General features: G+C 72.6%; 16 protein-coding genes. 9 read left to right on the top strand and 7 right to left on the bottom strand.

The features are described from left to right. Positions 1-12: 12 nt before the first annotated feature. From O7611_RS24470 to guaB, 3 genes are all read right to left on the bottom strand, one after another. Positions 13-1,407, bottom strand: a complete 1,395-nt coding sequence (locus O7611_RS24470) for a M1 family metallopeptidase (RefSeq protein ID WP_269697645.1) — start codon at positions 1,405-1,407, stop codon at positions 13-15. Positions 1,408-1,505: 98 nt separating this feature from the next. Beyond that, positions 1,506-2,624: a GuaB3 family IMP dehydrogenase-related protein gene (locus O7611_RS24475; protein ID WP_013288539.1), complete on the bottom strand. Its 1,119-nt coding sequence runs from the start codon at positions 2,622-2,624 to the stop codon at positions 1,506-1,508. Between the two features lie 30 nt (positions 2,625-2,654). Continuing rightward, complete coding sequence (gene guaB, locus O7611_RS24480) at positions 2,655-4,217, bottom strand: IMP dehydrogenase (protein WP_194801373.1); 1,563 nt, start codon at positions 4,215-4,217, stop codon at positions 2,655-2,657. Between the two features lie 196 nt (positions 4,218-4,413). On the opposite strand from guaB, the gene O7611_RS24485 reads away from it, so the two are divergent. Beyond that, entirely contained in the window at positions 4,414-4,818 is a 405-nt protein-coding gene (locus O7611_RS24485) for a DUF5319 domain-containing protein (RefSeq protein WP_194801374.1), read from the top strand. 12 nt (positions 4,819-4,830) lie between these two features. Here O7611_RS24485 and O7611_RS24490 read toward each other — a convergent pair whose 3' ends face one another. After that, a complete protein-coding gene (locus O7611_RS24490) occupies positions 4,831-5,649 on the bottom strand; it encodes a helix-turn-helix transcriptional regulator (protein ID WP_194801375.1) in 819 nt (272 codons plus the stop codon). Between the two features lie 252 nt (positions 5,650-5,901). Here O7611_RS24490 and O7611_RS24495 point away from each other — a divergent pair, with 252 nt between their 5' ends. Next, positions 5,902-6,285: a WhiB family transcriptional regulator gene (locus tag O7611_RS24495; protein WP_194801376.1), complete on the top strand. Its 384-nt coding sequence runs from the start codon at positions 5,902-5,904 to the stop codon at positions 6,283-6,285. 136 nt (positions 6,286-6,421) lie between these two features. Here the strand turns inward: O7611_RS24495 and O7611_RS24500 are convergent, their stop codons facing one another. The 3 genes from O7611_RS24500 to groES all read right to left on the bottom strand — a co-directional run bounded on the left by O7611_RS24500 (position 6,422) and on the right by groES (position 10,182). Further along, positions 6,422-8,092, bottom strand: coding sequence for a sulfite oxidase (locus O7611_RS24500; protein WP_228532301.1), 1,671 nt, complete (start codon positions 8,090-8,092; stop codon positions 6,422-6,424). A 61-nt stretch (positions 8,093-8,153) separates the two neighbouring features. Continuing rightward, complete coding sequence (gene groL / locus O7611_RS24505) at positions 8,154-9,797, bottom strand: chaperonin GroEL (protein ID WP_194801378.1); 1,644 nt, start codon at positions 9,795-9,797, stop codon at positions 8,154-8,156. 70 nt (positions 9,798-9,867) lie between these two features. Then, positions 9,868-10,182: a co-chaperone GroES gene (gene groES / locus O7611_RS24510; RefSeq protein ID WP_018222648.1), complete on the bottom strand. Its 315-nt coding sequence runs from the start codon at positions 10,180-10,182 to the stop codon at positions 9,868-9,870. 254 nt (positions 10,183-10,436) lie between these two features. Between groES and O7611_RS24515 the strand changes: the two genes are divergently transcribed. The 7 genes from O7611_RS24515 to O7611_RS24545 all read left to right on the top strand — a co-directional run bounded on the left by O7611_RS24515 (position 10,437) and on the right by O7611_RS24545 (position 17,694). Then, a complete protein-coding gene (locus O7611_RS24515; RefSeq protein WP_269697646.1) occupies positions 10,437-11,636 on the top strand; it encodes a class I SAM-dependent methyltransferase in 1,200 nt (399 codons plus the stop codon). A 56-nt stretch (positions 11,637-11,692) separates the two neighbouring features. Next, positions 11,693-12,172: a Cys-tRNA(Pro) deacylase gene (gene ybaK, locus O7611_RS24520; RefSeq protein WP_194801380.1), complete on the top strand. Its 480-nt coding sequence runs from the start codon at positions 11,693-11,695 to the stop codon at positions 12,170-12,172. A gap of 204 nt (positions 12,173-12,376) precedes the next feature. Next, on the top strand, positions 12,377-13,480 hold the full coding sequence (locus O7611_RS24525; RefSeq protein WP_120573139.1) for a sugar ABC transporter substrate-binding protein: 1,104 nt from the start codon (positions 12,377-12,379) through the stop codon (positions 13,478-13,480). A gap of 102 nt (positions 13,481-13,582) precedes the next feature. Then, complete coding sequence (locus O7611_RS24530) at positions 13,583-14,395, top strand: ATP-binding cassette domain-containing protein (RefSeq protein ID WP_120573138.1); 813 nt, start codon at positions 13,583-13,585, stop codon at positions 14,393-14,395. Then, the gene (locus O7611_RS24535; RefSeq protein ID WP_194801381.1) at positions 14,392-15,651 is read left to right on the top strand and encodes a sugar ABC transporter permease; all 1,260 of its coding nucleotides are present in this window, start codon (positions 14,392-14,394) and stop codon (positions 15,649-15,651) included. The genes O7611_RS24530 and O7611_RS24535 overlap by 4 nt, the downstream gene beginning before the upstream one ends. Before the next feature lie 31 nt (positions 15,652-15,682). Further along, the gene (locus O7611_RS24540) at positions 15,683-16,858 is read left to right on the top strand and encodes an ROK family protein (RefSeq protein WP_194801535.1); all 1,176 of its coding nucleotides are present in this window, start codon (positions 15,683-15,685) and stop codon (positions 16,856-16,858) included. 98 nt (positions 16,859-16,956) lie between these two features. Then, positions 16,957-17,694, top strand: coding sequence for a DUF4142 domain-containing protein (locus tag O7611_RS24545; protein WP_194801382.1), 738 nt, complete (start codon positions 16,957-16,959; stop codon positions 17,692-17,694). The last annotated feature ends 10 nt before the right edge of the window (positions 17,695-17,704 follow it).

A 17,704-nucleotide genomic window follows, 5' to 3' on the forward strand; every position in this document is an offset into this window, starting at 1 on the left:
GTCACGCGTTCGTCACGGCAGTCCCGGCGGCGTGCCACCTACCAGCCAGGCGTCCAGCAGCGCCCGCAGCGGACGTCCGGACGTGCGTTCGGCGTACCCGACGAAGTCGGCGGTGGTGACGTTGCCGTCGCGGTGCTGCGCCAGCCAGCCGCGCAGCACGCGGTAGAACGTCTCGTCGCCGAGCGCGCGGCGCAGCGCGTGCACCGCGAGCGCGCCCCGCTGGTAGACCGCGTCGCCGAACATCCCGGCCCGGCCCGGGTCGACTGTGGGCTTCGACCAGTCGGTGTCCGCGTACCGTTGCGCGACTGTCTGCGCCACGGTGCGCCCGCCGTCGTGCTCGGCCCAGAGCCATTCGGCGTACGTGGCGAAGCCCTCGTTGAGCCAGATGTCGCTCCACCGGGCCACCGAGACGCTGTCGCCGAACCACTGGTGGGCCAGCTCGTGCGCGACCACCTCGGTGTTCGGCAGGCCGTCGCGGAAGAACGCCGGCCCGTAGACCGGGCGGCTCTGCGTCTCCAGCGCGTACCGGATGCGCTCGTCGGCGACCACCACGCCGCCGTACGCCTCAAACGGGTACGGCCCGAAGTGCCCGGCCAGGAAGTCCGCGACCTCGCCGGTGCGGGCCACCGACGCGGCGGCCGGACCGTCCGCGGGCAGCGCTGCGGCGACGGCGGTGACGAGCGGCTTCCCGGCGTGGGTGCCGCTGCTGACCCGGTAGTCGCCGATCACCAGCGTGCTCAGGTAGCTGGCCATCGGCGCGCGCTCGGACCAGCGCCAGGTGGTCCAGCCGCCGTTCGACGTCCTGCCCTCCGGCACGCCGTTGGACAGCGCGGCGAGGCCGTCCGGCACGGTGACCGCGAGGTCGTATGTCGCCTTGTCCGACGGGTGGTCGTTCACCGGGTACCACGTGCTCGCCGACTCGGGCTGGCCGAGCGCTATCGCACCGTCCGGCGTGGCGTGGAATCCGCCGTCGCCGAGCTCGGCGTTGGGCAGCGGCTGCGGCACCCCGCCGTACGTCACCTCGACGGTGAACCGCTTTCCCGACGGCAGCCCGCGCGGCGGGGTGACGATCAGCTCGGCGCCGTCGTGGCGGTGCTTCGCCGTCTCCGCGTCCACCCGCACCTGCTCGACGTCCAGCCCGGCCAGGTCGAGCTGGAAGCGGGACAGCGCCCGGGTGGCGGTGACGGTCAGCGTGGCGGTGCCGGTGAGCCGGTCGCTCGCCGGGTCGTAGCGCGCGTCCAGCGCGTAGTGGCCCACGTCGTAGCCGCCGTTGCCGGCGCCCGGCACGTACGGGTCACCGGCGTCCGCCGCACCCGGCCGGAACCCGTTGTCGTCACCGCCGGTGCAGCCGCCCAGCGCGAGCGCCGCCGCCACCAGCCCTGCCGCCCAGACCCGCCCCCGTCTCACCCGGCGAGCCTAGACGCGCGACGGCGCGGGCGGGGCCGGAACACGTCCGCGCCGCCGCCCGCGCCGTCACGCGGTGCTCAGCCGGTGCTCAGCGGTGCTCAGCGGTCGAGGACGAGCCCGACCTTCTGGAACTCCTTCAGGTCGCGGTAGCCGCACTTGGCCATCGCGCGGCGCAGGCCGCCGAAGAGGTTGAGCTGGCCGTCCGGCTCGTCGGCCGGGCCGAACAGCAGCTTCTCCATCGAGCCGAGCGGCTCGCCGGCCACCTCGAACGCGCCACGGGGCAGCGACGGGTGGCTGGCCGCGGAGTGCCACCAGGCACCGCCAGCCGGGGCCTCCTCGCACAGCGACAGCGGCTCGCCGAGCATCACCGCGTCCGCGCCGCAGCCGAGCGCCTTGGCGATGTCGCCGGAGGTCTGCATGTCGCCGTCGGCGATCAGGTGCACGTACCGGCCGCCGGTCTCGTCCAGGTAGTCGCGGCGGGCCGCGGCGGCGTCGGCGATGGCGGTGGCCATCGGCACCCGGATGCCGAGCACCGACTCGGTGGTCGACCAGTCGTCGCCGCCGATGCCCACGATCACGCCGGCCGCGCCGGTACGCATCAGGTGCAGCGCGGTCTTGTAGTCGGTGCAGCCGCCGACGACGACGGGCAGGTCCAGGTCGGCGATGAACTCCTTGAGGTTCAGCGGCTCGTCGGTGGTCGAGACGTGCTCGGCCGAGACGAGCGTGCCCTGGATGACCAGGATGTCCACGCCGGCGTCGAGGATCACCGGGGCCAACGCCAGGGTGTGCTGCGGGGAGACCCGCACCGCCACCGTGCCGCCGCCCTCACGCAGCTCGCGGACCCGCTCGGCGATCAGGTCGGGCCGGATCGGCTCGGCGTAGACCTCCTGGAGGCGCTTGGTCGCCCGCGCGTCCTCGCCGAGACCGGCCAGCTCCTCCAGGATCTTGGCCGGGTTCTCGTACCGGGTCCAGAGGCCCTCGACGTTGAGCACGCCGAGCCCGCCGAGCTGGCCGAGCCGGACCGCCGAGGCCGGGCTCATGGTCGCGTCGGAGGGATGCGCGACGCACGGGATGCCGAACTGGTACGCGTCGAGCTGCCACGCGGTGGAGACGTCGTCGACGTCCCGGGTGCGGCGGCTCGGCACGATGGCGATGTCGTCCAGGTGGTAGCCGCGCTGCGCGGTCTTGCCCAGCCCGATCTCGACCACGTCACGCATGAGGGACTCCAGGTGGTTGGGGGTGGTGGGTCAGCGGGAGTGGTAGTTGGGCGCCTCGACTGTCATCTGGATGTCGTGCGGGTGGCTCTCCTTGAGCCCGGCCGCGGTGATCCGGATGAGCTGGCCACGCCGGTGCAGCTCCGGGATGCTCTCCGCGCCCACGTACCCCATGGCGGCGCGCAGCCCGCCGGTGAGCTGGTGGGCGACAGCGGACAGCGGCCCCCGGTAGGGCACCTGACCCTCGACGCCCTCCGGGACCAGCTTGTCCTCGGCGAGCACGTCCTGCTGGAAGTAGCGGTCCTTGGAGTAGGACTTGCCCTGGCCGCGCGACTGCATCGCGCCGAGCGAGCCCATCCCCCGGTACGCCTTGTACTGCTTGCCGTTGATGAAGATCAGCTCGCCGGGGCTCTCCTCGCATCCGGCCAGCAGGCTGCCGAGCATCACCGTGTCGGCGCCGGCGACGAGCGCCTTGGCGATGTCGCCGGAGTATTGGATGCCGCCGTCACCGATCACCGGCACGCCGGCCGGGCGGGCGGCACGGGCCGCCTCCATGATCGCGGTGATCTGCGGTACGCCGACTCCGGCCACGATCCGGGTGGTGCAGATGGCGCCCGGGCCGACGCCCACCTTGACGCCGTCCGCGCCGGCCTCGACGAGCGCCTTCGCGCCCGCGTACGTGGCGATGTTGCCGCCCACGATGTCGATGGTGACGTCCCGCTTGAGCCGGGTGACCATCTCCAGCACGGCGCGCTGGTGGCCGTGCGCGGTGTCCACGATGACGACGTCCACGCCGGCGTCGACGAGCGCGCGGGCCCGCTTGTAGCCGTCCTCGCCCACGCCGACCGCGGCGGCGACCCGGAGCCGGCCCGCGTCGTCCTTGGTGGCGTTCGGGTACTGCTCGCTCTTGGTGAAGTCCTTCACCGTGATCAGGCCGCGCAGCTTGCCGCCCGCGTCCACGATCGGCAGCTTCTCGATCTTGTGCTGGCGCAGCAGGCCGAGCGCGTCGTCCTTGCTCACGCCGACCGGCGCGGTGATCAGCGGGGTGCGGGTCATGATCTCGCGCACCGGCGTGGCCGGGTCGGAGACGAACCGCATGTCGCGGTTGGTGACGATGCCGACCAACTGGCCCTGCCCGTCCACCACCGGTACGCCGGAGATGCGGTAGCGCCCGCAGAGCGCGTCCACCTCGCGAAGCGTGTCGTCCGGGCTGGCGGTCACCGGGTTGGTGATCATGCCGGACTCGGAGCGCTTCACCAGGTCGACCTGAAGCGCCTGGTCCTCGACGGAGAGGTTGCGGTGCAGCACGCCGATGCCGCCCTGGCGGGCCATGGCGATCGCCATCCGCGCCTCGGTGACGGTGTCCATCGCGCTGGACAGCAGCGGCACGGTCAGTTCGATGTTGCGGGTGAGGCGGGTGCGGGTGTTGACACGGCTGGGGACGACGTCCGACTCGCCCGGCTGCAGCAGGACGTCGTCGAAGGTCAGCCCGAGCGGCACCACGCGGGCCGAACCCGCAGGCAGCTCGGGCAGATGGCCACCCAGCTCCCCGCCGTCGGCGCCGGCCGGGATCTCGGTGCTGGGCGAATTCTCCACGATTGCTCCCCTGAGCTGGTCGAACGGGCTGCAGCGAGGCGGCGCGCGGGGGCACCGGCAGGCGCCGGGTGACGGCGCGTCGCCTCATCGTACCCACCTACCCGTCCGCGCCCGGGCAGCGGCGGGCCAAGGGTAGGCAGGGCCACAGCACGGGCTGGGGCGGGCTTTCCGGCGGCTCGGGGTCTACGGTGAGGGGGTGCACGACGAGCCCATCGACCCGTTCAACGGCGACCCGGCCGATCCGGCTGCCGGCCTGCACGATCCCGGCGACGACGACGCGCTCGACCCGCTGACCGAGGTCGAGCGCCAGGACGTCCTGGAGGATCTCGCCGATCTGGAGATCTACCAGGCGTTGCTCCAGCCGATCGGCGTGCGCGGCCTGGTGATCGAGTGCGAGGACTGCCGCGAGCCGCACTACTTCGACTGGGACCTGCTCCGCGGCAACCTGCGCCACCTGCTCAACTCGGGGCGTCCCCGGGTGCACGAGCCGGCCTACGACCCGGACCCGGACCACTACGTGAGCTGGGACTACGCCCGCGGGTACGCCGACGGCGTGCACGACACCCTCACCGAGGGCACCGACGACTCCGCGCAGGAGTGATCCCCGCGCGGGTCAGGCGACCAGGCCCGCCCGGAACCCGGCCGCCACGGCGTGTGCCCGATCGCGCGCGCCGAGTTTGCGGAACAGCCGCCGGGCGTGTGTCTTGACCGTGTCCTCGGAGACGAACAGCTCCCGCCCGATCTCCGCGTTGCTCTTGCCCTCGGCCATGCCGAGCAGCACCTGAAGCTCCCGCTCGGTCAGCCCGATCGCGCTGCGCGGCGTCCGCGCGGGCCGCTGGACCGCACCCGCCCGGGGCGCCTCCGCGCCGTCGGCCGCCGCCGGGTCGTCCGGGTCCTCACCCCGCTGCACGGGCACCACGGTGGGCAGGCCCGCGGCGTCCACCGGGGCCGTCGCCGGCCAGCCGGGACCGCCCTGGGTACGCCCCGGCGCCGCCGGCCGGGTCGGCCCGCCCACCGCCGCCGCGTCCCGGGCGGTGTCCGCCACCCGGTTCCTGTTGCTCCGCCCGGGGGCGGACAGCAGCAGTAGCGCCTTGGCCACCGCGCTGGTCAGGTCGTGGTCGGCGTTCTGGATCAGGCCCCGCGCTCCGGCGCTGATGGTGGCCGCCGCCGACTCCGACTCCTCGGCGCCGAGCAGCAGCACCGCCGCCTGCGGGGCGCGGGCCAGCACCCGCCGGACGAAGCCGGCGCTGTCCGGCCGGGTCAGCGCGGTGTCGGCGAGCACCACGTCCACCGGACGCTCGGCGAGCCGCAACATCACCTCCGGATCGGAGACGGCCGTCCGGACGACGCCGGACAGCCCGAGCCGCGCCGCCGCGGAGGTCAGATGCTGGGCCGCCAATGGTGTCCGAACGCACACAAGAACACTACGCACAGTGGTCTCCTCTCCGACTCAGAGCAGACCATGCGGAGGTGGGGTCGGGAGGGGGTTCCGGGCAATCATCCGAACTTTTCCGACAGATGGGGCATATGCCGCCGAGTGTCCGACGTTTTCGATCACAGATGTGTGAGGCGCGGACCGCTCGGGTACCGAGGGGTTCATCCGGAACCGGCATCCCGCGCGGACCGCCGCCCGGTAGCTGGCAACGAACATTCTCCGCGGTGCCGCGCGGGAGGAGGGGTGCTGATGTCGAACGTACGTAGGCTGCCTGGACCGATCGACGAGCTCTGGGACTGGCAGCGGCTCGGAGCCTGCCGTGGCCGCGACAGCGCGCAGTTCTTCCACCCGGACGGCGAGCGCGGCTCCTCCCGGCTGCGCCGCGAGACCGGCGCCAAGTCGGTCTGCCGCGCCTGCCCGGTGCGCGCCGAATGCGCCGCCCACGCGCTCTCCGTACGCGAGCCGTACGGCGTCTGGGGCGGGTTCAGCGAGTCGGAGCGGCTGCGGCTGCTCGCCCTCGGCTGGGAGGACCTGGCCGACCGCCGGCAGACCAAGGTGGACATCGCCCGACTGGAGGCGCGCCTCGGCCGGCCGCACAACACCGCCGTGCCGGACCAGCGCAAGGTCGCCTGACCCGGTTCCACGACCCCCGATGCCGCGCCCCGAGTTACGGGGCGCGGCGTCGTGTCGTGGCACCCCACGCGTAGATCTTGGAAGCTTTGCGCCCCTATTGCGGGGCGCCGAGGAGCGGGGACGCGGAGTCGGTGGGTCAGGCGACGGTGACCCTGACTGTGTGCCATCCCGTCGCGCCGTCGGGGGCTACCGGGGCACGCTGTTCCGTCTGCGTCTCGCCAGTCGTGTCGGTCGCCCGCACCTGGAGCGAGTGCTCGCCCGGCGTCGCGTCCCACCGCCAAGACCACTGCACCCAGGTGTCCGCCGACACGGCAGGCGCCAGTGTCGCCTCCTGCCAGGGGCCAGCGTCCACGCGTACCTCGACGCGGCTGATGCCGAGGTGCTGCGCCCACGCCACACCGGCCACCGTCACCGGGCCGGCCTCCGGGCGGCTGCGGGGCCGGGGCGTGTCGATCCGGGACTGCGTCTTGATCGGTCCCTGCGCGGACCAGCCACGCGGCACCCAGTACGCGTCGAAGTCGGCGAAGCTGGTCAGCTCCAGCTCGGTGAGCCACTTGCAGGCCGACACGTACCCGTAGAGCCCCGGCACCACCATCCGCACCGGGAAGCCGTGCTGGATCGGCAGCGGCTCGCCGTTCATGCCGACCGCGAGCAGCGCGTCCCGGCCGTCGCGCAGCACCGAGGTGGGCGTGCCACAGGTCCAGCCGTCGACCGCGCGGCCGACCACCTGGTCCGCGCCGTCGGCCGGGCCGGCCTCGTCGAGCAGTTCCTTGATCGGTACGCCGAGCCAGCGCGCGTTGCCGATCAGGTCGCCGCCCACCTCGTTGGAGACGCAGGCGAGCGTCACGTACCGCTCGACCATCGGGCGGGCCAGCAGGTCGTCGAAGCTCAGCTCGATGGGGTTGCGCACCCGCCCGTGGATCCGCAGCCGCCAGGTGACCGGGTCCACCTGCGGCACCACCAGCGCGGTGTCGATCCGGTAGAACTCCCGGTTCGGCGTGACGTACGGCGCCAGCCGGGGCAGTGACAGGTCCGCTCCGGCCGGCACCTGCGGGGCGGGCGCCACCGGGGCGGGCAACGTCACCGCCTCCCGGGCCGCCGACACGCCGCGCCGGCCCGCCAGCCAGTGCCCGCCCAGCCCGGCCACCGCCGCCGCACCGGTGAGCAGCCCGGCGCCGCGCAGGAAACGCCGCCGCGACTCCGCGTCGTCGTCGTGCCGGACCGGCTCCCAGCCACCCGGGGTCTTCTCCTCCCCCGCGAGCGCGGCGACCGCCGGAGGCGGTGCCGGCTGCGCGGCCGCGCCCCGGCCGGGCCCCAGTGGTCCGGCCACGAACGCCCAGAGCGTCAGCGCGCCCAGTCCGCCGCCGACCAGCGAGGGCAGCGCGTCGAACGCGTCCGCGCCGGCCCGGGTCAGCGCGGCAGCGACGCCGAGCACCGTGAACGCGGCGACGCCGGCCAGGCCGATCACCAGCCGCCGGGCCGCCGCCAGGCCGAGCAGCGCCCCGAAGGCGGCCAGCAGCAGCGCCGTCCCGGCCAGCAGGGCGATCTTGTCGTACGTGCCGAAGACGTCGATGGCGAACTGCTTGAGCGGCTCGGGCACCAGGTCGACGACGAGTCCGCCGACGGCGACGAGCGGCGCGGACCGGGGACCGGTCAGGACCGCCACGGGTTCGGCGGTGCCGAGTGCCACCACTGCGGCGACGACACCGGCCAGCGCCGCGCGGCGGCGGGAGAGGGTGCTCACGGCACCCAGTCTGATCGACCCGCCGGTCCGGCTGCCAATCCCGTCAGCGTTCCGTAAGGACATACGCGTCAGGGCACACCACCGGGTCGGCGGTGTGCCCTGACGTCGGGCCGTACTGCTCGGGTCAGAAACCCGGGCCGTGCTGGTGGCCGTGGCCGTGCGAGTGGCCGTGCCCACCGGCGGCCGGCTCCGGCTCGGCCGGCTTCTCCACCACGAGGCTCTCGGTGGTGAGCAGCAGGCCGGCGATCGAGGCGGCGTTGCTGACCGCGTTGCGGGTCACCTTCACCGGGTCGATGATGCCGGACTTGGCCAGGTCGACGTACTCGCCGGTGGCGGCGTCGAGGCCGTGGCCCCAGTCCTGGCCGACGACCTTCTGCACCACCACGTAGCCGTCGTGGCCGGCGTTCTGGGCGATCCAGCGCAGCGGCTCGACGAGCGACTTGCGCACGATCGAGACGCCGACCTTCTCGTCACCGGTGAAGCCCAGGTCGTCGTCGAGCGCCGGCAGGATCTGGGCCAGGGCGGCGCCGCCACCCGGGACCGTACCCTCCTCGACCGCGGCCTTGGTCGCGGCGATGGCGTCCTCGATGCGGTGCTTGCGCTCCTTCATCTCGACCTCGGTGGCCGCGCCGACCTTGATCACAGCGATGCCGCCGGAGAGCTTCGCCAGCCGCTCGGCCAGCTTCTCCCGGTCCCACTCGGAGTCGGAGGCCTCGATCTCCTTGCGGATCTGCGCGACCCGGTCGGCGACCTCGGCGGACTGGCCGCCACCGTCGACGACAGTGGTGTTCTCCTTGTCGACCACGACGCGGCGGGCGGTGCCCAGCACCTCCAGGCCGACCTGGTCGAGCTTGTAGCCCAGCTCCGGGGCGACCAGCTCGGCACCGGTGAGGATCGCCATGTCCTGGAGCATCGCCTTGCGGCGGTCGCCGAAGCCGGGGGCCTTGACCGCGCAGACCTTGACGGTCTTGCGCAGCGCGTTCACCACGAGCGTCGACAGGGCCTGGCCCTCGACGTCCTCGGCGACGATGAGCAGCGGCTTGTTGTTCTGGAGGACCTTCTCCAGCAGCGGCAGCAGCTCCTCGATCGCCGAGATCTTCTGGGTGGTGATCAGGATGTACGGGTCCTCCAGGACCGCCTCCTGCGCCTCCAGGTCGGTGACGAAGTTCGGGGAGATGAAGCCCTTGTCGAACTGGAGACCCTCGGTCACCTCCAGCTCGGTGGTGAGCGCGGAGCCCTCCTCGACGGTGATGACGCCGTCGCGGCCGACCTTCTCCATCGCCTCGGCGATCAGCTCGCCGATCGCGGCGTCCTGCGCGGAGACGGTCGCGACGTGCGCGATCGACTCCTTGCTGGAGACCTCGACGGCCTTGCCGAGCAGCGCCTCGGAGACCTTGGCGGCCGCCGCGTCGATGCCCCGCTTCAGGCCGGTCGGGTTGGTGCCGGCGGCCACATTGCGCAGGCCCTCACGGACCATCGCCTGGGCCAGCACGGTGGCGGTGGTGGTCCCGTCGCCGGCGACGTCGTTGGTCTTGGTCGCCACCTCCTTGACCAGCTGCGCGCCGAGGTTCTCGTACGGGTTGGTGAGCTCGATCTCCTTGGCGATGGTCACGCCGTCGTTGGTGATCGTGGGCGCACCGAACTTCTTGTCCAGGACGACGTTGCGCCCGCGCGGGCCGAGGGTGACCTTCACCGCGTCCGCGAGGGCGTTGACACCGTGCTCCAGCAGGTGCCGGGCGTCGTCCGAGAAGCTGAGGATCTTCGCCATCAGTATCCCTTCGAAGCGACGTTGCCCCGGCCCGGCGAGCCGGACCGGGGCAACGACACTGATCGGTTGCTTACTTCTCGATGACCGCGAGGACGTCGCGGGCGGAGAGCACCAGGTACTCCTCGCCGGCGTACTTGACCTCGGTGCCGCCGTACTTCGAGTAGAGGACGGTGTCGCCGACCTTCACGTCGATCGGCACGCGGTTGCCCTTGTCGTCGATCCGGCCCGGGCCGACAGCGAGGACGGTGCCCTCCTGCGGCTTCTCCTTGGCGGTGTCGGGGATCACGATGCCCGAGGCGGTGGTGGTCTCGGCCTCGTTCGCCTGGACCACGATGCGGTCCTCGAGCGGCTTGATCGCAACCTTGGTCGCGGTAGTCACGGGCATACCCTCCCGGGTACTTGGTGTCGTTGCCGGCCGGCACGCCGACCAGCGTCAATCTGCCACATGCCACCGGGCGGGGCCGTCGTCGCGGGTGCCGGTCCGCCTGGCGCTCAACCCCCGGGCACGAGGCTCGGGCGTTGGCACCCTCAGGGTGAGAGTGCTAATCGCAGGTTATTCCTCGGCTAGCACTCCGTCAAGGAGAGTGCCAACGCGTCGCCCTCCGTGTCGCGCCGGAACCGGGCCGGGAGAATGAGCGCGTGGATCTCGACCAGCTCGCCGCGCTGCGTACCCCCGAGGGGTCGGCGGCGCTCGCCGCGGCCGAGCGGGTGGCCGGCGGCGACCCGCTGGCGGCGGCGGCCGCGCTGCGCTCGGCCGGCATCCCCGGCGGGCTCGCGGCGGCGGCACTGACCCAGGCGGAGCTGCGCCGCCGGGCGGCCGGCAAGTTCGGCCCGGTCGCGGCCGGGATGTTCCTCACCCGGGCCGGGCTGGAGCAGGCCACCCGGCGCGCGGTCGCGGACCGGCGCGCCGCGCGGCTGCGCGCCGCGGGCGTGACCACGCTGGCCGACCTGGGGTGCGGGCTGGGCGCCGACGCGCTCGCCGCGGGCCGCGCCGGCATCCGGGTGTACGCGGTGGAGGCCGACCCGCTCACCGCCGCGATGGCCGCCGCCAACGCCGAGGCGGCCGGGCTCGCCGACCTGGTGACCGTCTCCTGCGGTGACGCCACAGCGTTCGACGTGCGCCCTGTCGACGCGGTGTTCTGCGATCCGGCGCGGCGGCGGGCCGGCACCGGGCGGCGCGTCTTCGACCCGAACGCCTACTCCCCGCCGTGGGACTTCGTCACCGGCCTGGCCGCGCGGGTGCCGCGGACCGTGGTGAAGGTGGCGCCGGGGCTCGACCACGCGCTGATCCCGGCGGGCGCCGAGGCGGAATGGGTGAGCGTGGACGGCGACCTGGTCGAGGCGGCGCTCTGGTGCGGTGACCTGGCCGAGGTCCCGCGCCGCGCCACAGTGCTGCGCGAGCGCGACGACGCGGTGTCGCTCCTCACCGGCACGGGCGGGCAGGAGGCGCCGGTGGGACCGGTCCGGCGGTTCCTCTACGACCCGGATCCGGCGGTGGTCCGGGCGCACCTGGTCGCCGAGCTGGCCACCGACCTCGACGCGACGCTCGCCGACCCGTCGATCGCCTACCTGTACGCCGACGAGGCCCGGCCCACCCCGTTCGCCCGCTGCCTGGAGATCACCGACGTGCTGCCGTTCTCGCTGAAGCGGCTGCGCGCGCTGCTGCGGGAGCGGCGGGTCGGCCGGGTCGAGATCCGCAAGCGCGGGTCGGCGCTGGAGCCGGAGAAGCTACGCCGTGACCTGCGGCTCTCCGGCGAGGCGGCGGCCGACCTGGTGCTGACCCGGGTCGCCGGCGGCCCCACGGTGCTCGTCTGCCGGCCGGTTCCGGCGGGCGGCTGACCCGCGGCGCGCGGTTTCGGCTCGCGGCGGGCCGGCGACCGGGCTAGCTTGATCCGGTGGCGGGCCCTGGCACTCCGGCGATCGCGTTGCTGAGCAAGCGGAAGATCGCCCACAGCACCCACACCTACGACGTCTCGCCGGACGCGCCGAACTACGGCGCGCTCGTCGCGACCGCGCTCGGGGTGGCACCGGAGCGCGTGTTCAAGTCGCTCGTCACCGAGGTCGACGGCGGGCTGACGGTGGCGGTGGTGCCGGTGACCGGCGAGCTGGACCTGAAGGCGCTCGCCGCCGCGGCCGGCGGCAAGCGGGCGACGATGGCGGACCGTACGACGGCCGAGCGGGCGACCGGATACGTCCGCGGCGGCATCAGCCCGCTGGGGCAACGCAAGCGGCTACCGACAGTCATCGACGCCTCCGCGCTGACACACCCGACCGTGTACGTCTCGGCGGGCCGCCGAGGGTTGCAGGTGCAGCTCGCGCCGACCGATCTGGTGGCGCTCACCGGGGCGACGACGGCATCGATCGCCGCCGCCTGAGCGGGCTCGTGACGGTACGTGTGGGAGCGTTCCCGGAGCGCGCTCTCCAGGCGGTGTCCCGCGGGTGACAACCGCGTTGCTGAATTGTTACCGCCGCCAACAAACTTCTGACCTCGGCAGTCTTGCGGTGCATGGGAAGCGGGGAATACGTTGCCGGGCACAACAAAACATCACCACTCCCCCACCTCCGAAAGGACCCTGCACATGCGCAAGGGCTTCCTCACCTTCGCGGCCGTCGGTCTCCTCGCGACCGGCAGCATGGCCGCCTGCGGTGACAACGGCGGTTCTTCCGACGAGGCCGGCGGCTCCAACGCCAAGAAGCCGAAGATCGGCGTGATCCTGCCGGACAGCAAGTCCTCCGCCCGCTGGGAGGGCGCGGACCGCAAGTACCTGAAGGCGGCGTTCGACGCGGCCGGCGTCGAGTCCGACATCCAGAACGCGCAGAACGACAAGACCGCGTTCCAGACCATCGCCGACCAGATGATCACCAGCGGCGTCAACGTCCTGATGATCGTCAACCTGGACTCCGGCACCGGCAAGGCCGTGCTCGACAAGGCCAAGTCGCAGGGCGTCGCAACCATCGACTACGACCGGCTGACCCTGGGCGGCTCCGCCCAGTACTACGTCAGCTTCGACAACGAGGCGGTCGGCAAGCTCCAGGGCGAGGGCCTGAGCAAGTGCCTGACCGACAAGGGCGTCAAGAACCCGTCGATCGCGTACCTCAACGGCTCGCCGACCGACAACAACGCCACCCTGTTCAAGAACGGGTACGACTCGGTACTCAAGCCGAAGTTCGACTCGAAGGAATACACCAAGGTCGCCGACGACCCGGTACCCGCGTGGGACAACGCGCAGGCCGCCACCATCTTCGAGCAGCAGATGACCAAGGCCGGCGGCAAGATCGACGGCGTGCTCGCCGCCAACGACGGTCTCGGCAACGCGGCCATCTCGGTGCTGAAGAAGAACAAGCTCAACGGCAAGGTCCCGGTGACCGGTCAGGACGCCACCAAGGAGGGCCTGCAGAACATCCTCGCCGGCGACCAGTGCATGACCGTCTACAAGGCGGTCAAGAAGGAGGCGGACGCCGCCGCCGAGCTGGCCATCGCGCTCGCCAAGGGCGAGAGGAAGGACACCGGCCAGACGGTCAAGGACCCGGAGGGCAACCGGGACGTGCCGGCCGTGCTGCTGGAGCCCAAGGCCATCTACAAGGACAACGTCAAGGACGTGGTGGCCGACGGCTACGTCACCAAGGAAGAGCTCTGCACCGGTGCCTTCGCGAAGCTCTGCACCGACGCCGGCGTGAGCTGACCCACCCGCCTCAGGCGGCGCCGCCCGGCACGGGAGACCCGTGCCGGGCGGCGCCCGCGCCGGACGGGATCCGAGACCTCCCTCCGCCCAAAGGAGAACCCCGTGTCCGCAACCCCCCTGCTGGAGCTACGCGGGATCGACAAGAGCTTCGGTCCCGTCCAGGTGCTGCGCGACGTCGCCTTCGCCGCGCACCCCGGCGAGGTGACCGCGCTCGTCGGCGACAACGGCGCCGGCAAGTCGACCCTGGTCAAGTGCATCAGCGGCATCCACCCCACCGACGCCGGCGAGTTCCTCTTCGACGGGCGGCCGGTGACCATCAACAGCCCCCGGGACGCCGCCGCGCTCGGGATCGAGGTCGTCTACCAGGACCTCGCGCTCTGCGACAACCTCGACATCGTGCAGAACATGTTCCTCGGCCGGGAGAAGCGCAGCGGCATCGTGCTCGACGAGCCGACCATGGAGCAGATGGCCGCCGAGACGCTCGCCGGCCTGAGTGTGCGCACCGTGAAGTCGCTGCGCCAGCACGTCGCCAGCCTCTCCGGCGGCCAGCGGCAGACAGTCGCCATCGCCAAGGCCGTGCTCTGGAACAGCCGGCTGGTCATCCTGGACGAGCCGACCGCAGCGCTCGGCGTCGCGCAGACCGCCCAGGTGCTGGAGCTGGTGCGCCGGCTGGCCGACAACGGCCTGGCCGTGGTGCTCATCTCGCACAACATGAACGACGTCTTCGCCGTCTCCGACCGGATCGCCGCGCTCTACCTCGGCCAGATGGTCGCCCAGGTGAAGACCACAGACATCACCCACTCGCAGGTGGTCGAGCTGATCACCGCCGGCCGATCCGGCAGCCTCGGCCTCACCGGCGAGCCGGGCGGCAACGGCGCCGCGCCCGCCGACACCACCCCAGGAGCCGTCCGATGACCGCCATCGTCGTGAAGAAGGAAGGCCCGGCCGGCGTCGCGCCGACACCGACCCTGAACAGCCACGTGAACAACTACTGGCGCCGCGTACGCGGCGGCGACATCGGCGCGCTCCCCGCTGTGGTCATGCTCGTGGCGCTGGCGGTGGGCTTCTCGATCGCCCGCCCGTCGTTCTTCACCGCCGGCAACCTGGCGAACCTGTTCACCCAGGGCGCGGCGGTCACGCTCATCGCCATGGGCCTGGTCTTCGTCCTGCTGCTCGGCGAGATCGACCTCTCCGCCGGCTTCGCCAGCGGCGTCTGCGCCGCGATCCTGGCCAACGTCGTCACCGTGCTCGGCTACCCCTGGTACGTGGCGGTCCTCGCCGCCGTCGTCACCGGTGTGGTGATCGGCACCGTGCTGGGTCTGCTGGTCGCCAAGGTCGGCATCCCGTCCTTCGTGGTCACGCTCGCCGGGTTCCTCGCCTTCCAGGGCGTCGTGCTGACGCTGATGGACGAGGGCGCCAACATCGCGATCCGCGACGACGTGCTCGTCGCGATCGCCAACCGCAACCTCACCCCCGCGCTGGGCTGGGCGCTCGCCGCGGTGGCCGTCGCCGGGTACGCGGCAGTGCAGTTGCTGCGATACCGCAACCGGGCCGCCCGTGGCCTGCTCACCGACCCGCTCACGGTGGTCGGCGCGCGGATCGGCGGCCTGGCCGTGATCCTCGGCGTGGCGGTCTACGTGCTCAACCTGGAGCGCAGCCGCAACGTGCTGATCACCTCGCTCAAGGGCGTGCCGATCGTGGTGCCGATCATCGCGGTGCTGCTGATCGTCTGGACGTTCGTGCTCCAGCGCACCAGCTACGGACGGCACATCTACGCGGTCGGCGGCAACGCCGAGGCGGCCCGCCGGGCCGGCATCAACGTCGACCGGATCCGCATCTCCGTCTTCGTCATCTGCTCCTCGATGGCCGCCATCGGCGGCATCGTGGCCGCCAGCAGGGGCAACTCCGTCGACCCCAACACCGGTGGCAGTAACGTACTGCTCTACGCCGTCGGCGCGGCGGTGATCGGCGGCACCAGCCTCTTCGGCGGCAAGGGCCGGGTCCTCGACGCCGTGCTCGGTGGCGCGGTGGTCGCGGTCATCGACAACGGTATGGGACTGATGGGATACAGCTCGGGCGTCAAGTACGTGGTCACCGGCGTGGTGCTGCTCGCCGCGGCGACCATCGACGCGCTGTCGCGTCGGCGGGCCGCCGCCACCGGCAACCGCTGAGCAGGGGCACGGAAACACGATGGCAGTGGCAATGCGCGCGGGCCCCAGTCAGGACGAGATCCGTCGGCAGAACCTGGGCGCATTGCTCCGCTACGTACACGTGCACGGCGCCACCACCCGCGCCGAGCTGACCACCGCGCTCGGCCTCAACCGCAGCACCATCGGCGCGCTGACCGCGGACCTGGCCGGCGCCGGTCTGGTCAGCGAGGGGACGCCGAAGGAGACCGGCCGGGCCGGACGACCGTCACTCGTCGTCCGGCCCGAGTCGGGTCGGGTCTACGCGTACGCGTACAGCGTCGAGGTGGACCGGCTGCGGGCCGCGCGGGTCGGGCTCGGCGGTGAGGTGCTCGACCGCCGGGAGATGGACCGGCCGCGCAACCTGGTCGCCGGGGAGGCCGCCCCGCTGCTCGCCGGCGCGGTCAAGGAGATGCACCAGTCGGTGCCGCCGGACGCGATCTGCGTCGGCGCCGGGGTGGCGGTGTGCGGCATGGTCCGCCGGGAGGACGGACTGGTCCGGCTCAGCCCCACCACCGGCTGGGTGGACGAGCCGATCGGTGCGGCGCTCGCCGTCGAGCTGGGGATAGACGTACCGATCACGGTGGGCAACGTGGCCGACGTGGCCGCGTACGCCGAGCACGCCCGGGGCGCGGCAGTCGGCTGCGACAACGTCATCTACATCTACGGCGACGTCGGCGTGGGCGCGGGCATCATCGCCGGAGGGCGGCGGCTGAGAGGGCACGGCGGCTACGGCGGCGAGGTCGGCCACATGGTGGTGGTCCGCGACGGGGTGCGCTGCGACTGCGGCCGGCGCGGCTGCTGGGAGACCGAGATCGGCGAGCACGGGCTGCTGCGCGCCGCCGGCCGGTCCGAGGCGCGCGGCCGGGACGCGCTGCTCGCCGTCTTCGACGCCGCCGACCGTGGTGACGCCCGCGCCCAGACCGCGGTACGGCAGGCCGGCGACTGGCTCGGCTTCGGCGTCGCGAACCTGGTGAACATCTTCAACCCGGAGATGGTCATCTTCGGCGGCACCATGCGCGACCTCTATCTGGCCGCGGCGGCGCAGGTGCGCAGCCGGCTCAACTCCAACGGGCTGCCCGCGTGCCTGGAGCACGTGCGGCTGCGTACCCCGAAGCTCGGTGACGACGCGGCGCTGATCGGCGCCGCCGAGCTGGCGTTCGAACGACTCCTCGCCGACCCGCTGAACTGATCGGCCCGCCGATCCGTACCAGTGTGCGGACGGGCGGCCGGCTTGCGCGGCCGTCCACGACCCCGCGTACCGGTCCGGACCGAGGAGGCACCGCAACCATGGCATCGCTGGAATCCGCACGCCGCAAGCTGGCGCACCGGGTGGTACTGCTGCTCGCCGCGCTGGGCGCGGGGATCGGCGTCGTTCCCGGGACGGCGCAGGCCGCACCCAACCCCGGCGTGCAGATGAACGCCGCCGACATGACGCTGCTCAACGGTGTACGGCTGGCCGGGCTGTGGGAGATGCCGGCCGGGCAGATGGCGGCCGAGAAGGGCCAGTCCGCCCGGGTACGCGAGGTCGGCGCGGAGATCGCCAAGCAGCACGCGGAGCTGGACCAGTTGGTGGTCGAGGCGGCGAACAAGCTGGGCGCCACCCTGCCGACGGATCCGACGGCCGAGCAGAAGGGGTGGCTGACCGAGATGCAGAACGCCACCGGCGCCCGGTTCGACCAGATCTTCGTCACCCGGCTGCGGGTCGCCCACGGCAAGATCTTCCCGGTGATCGGCGCGGTCCGGGCCAGCACCCGCGACCCGATCGTGCGCAAGCTGGCCGAGGATGCCAACACGTTCGTCAACGACCACATGACCATGCTGGAGAGCACCGGGCTGGTGCGCTGGCAGCAGTTGCCGCCGGCCGCGCTGCCGCCCGCGCAGAGCGACTCGCTCGTCGCCGCCGCCCAGGCCAACGTGGGCAGCGGCGGTGGACTCCAGGTGGGCACCGGCGTGGTGTGGGCGGTGTTCCTGATCGCGCTCGGCACCGGCGGGTACGCGACCTGGCGGCTGACCCGCCGCTCGTGACCCCCGGCCG

The sequence above is a fragment of the Micromonospora sp. WMMC273 genome (assembly GCF_027460285.1).
Classification (GTDB): Bacteria; Actinomycetota; Actinomycetes; order Mycobacteriales; family Micromonosporaceae; genus Micromonospora; species Micromonospora aurantiaca.

Bases quoted from the DNA above. Each gene is read 5' to 3' on its own strand.
- O7611_RS24475 (WP_013288539.1), bottom strand. From the start codon at position 2,624: ATGCGTGACGTGGTCGAGATCGGGCTGGGCAAGACCGCGCAGCGCGGC.
- O7611_RS24495 (WP_194801376.1), top strand. From the start codon at position 5,902: ATGTCGAACGTACGTAGGCTGCCTGGACCGATCGACGAGCTCTGGGAC.
- O7611_RS24500 (WP_228532301.1), bottom strand. From the start codon at position 8,092: ATGTCCTTACGGAACGCTGACGGGATTGGCAGCCGGACCGGCGGGTCG.
- groL (WP_194801378.1), bottom strand. From the start codon at position 9,797: ATGGCGAAGATCCTCAGCTTCTCGGACGACGCCCGGCACCTGCTGGAG.
- groES (WP_018222648.1), bottom strand. From the start codon at position 10,182: ATGCCCGTGACTACCGCGACCAAGGTTGCGATCAAGCCGCTCGAGGAC.
- O7611_RS24525 (WP_120573139.1), top strand. From the start codon at position 12,377: ATGCGCAAGGGCTTCCTCACCTTCGCGGCCGTCGGTCTCCTCGCGACC.
- O7611_RS24535 (WP_194801381.1), top strand. From the start codon at position 14,392: ATGACCGCCATCGTCGTGAAGAAGGAAGGCCCGGCCGGCGTCGCGCCG.
- O7611_RS24540 (WP_194801535.1), top strand. From the start codon at position 15,683: ATGCGCGCGGGCCCCAGTCAGGACGAGATCCGTCGGCAGAACCTGGGC.
- O7611_RS24545 (WP_194801382.1), top strand. From the start codon at position 16,957: ATGGCATCGCTGGAATCCGCACGCCGCAAGCTGGCGCACCGGGTGGTA.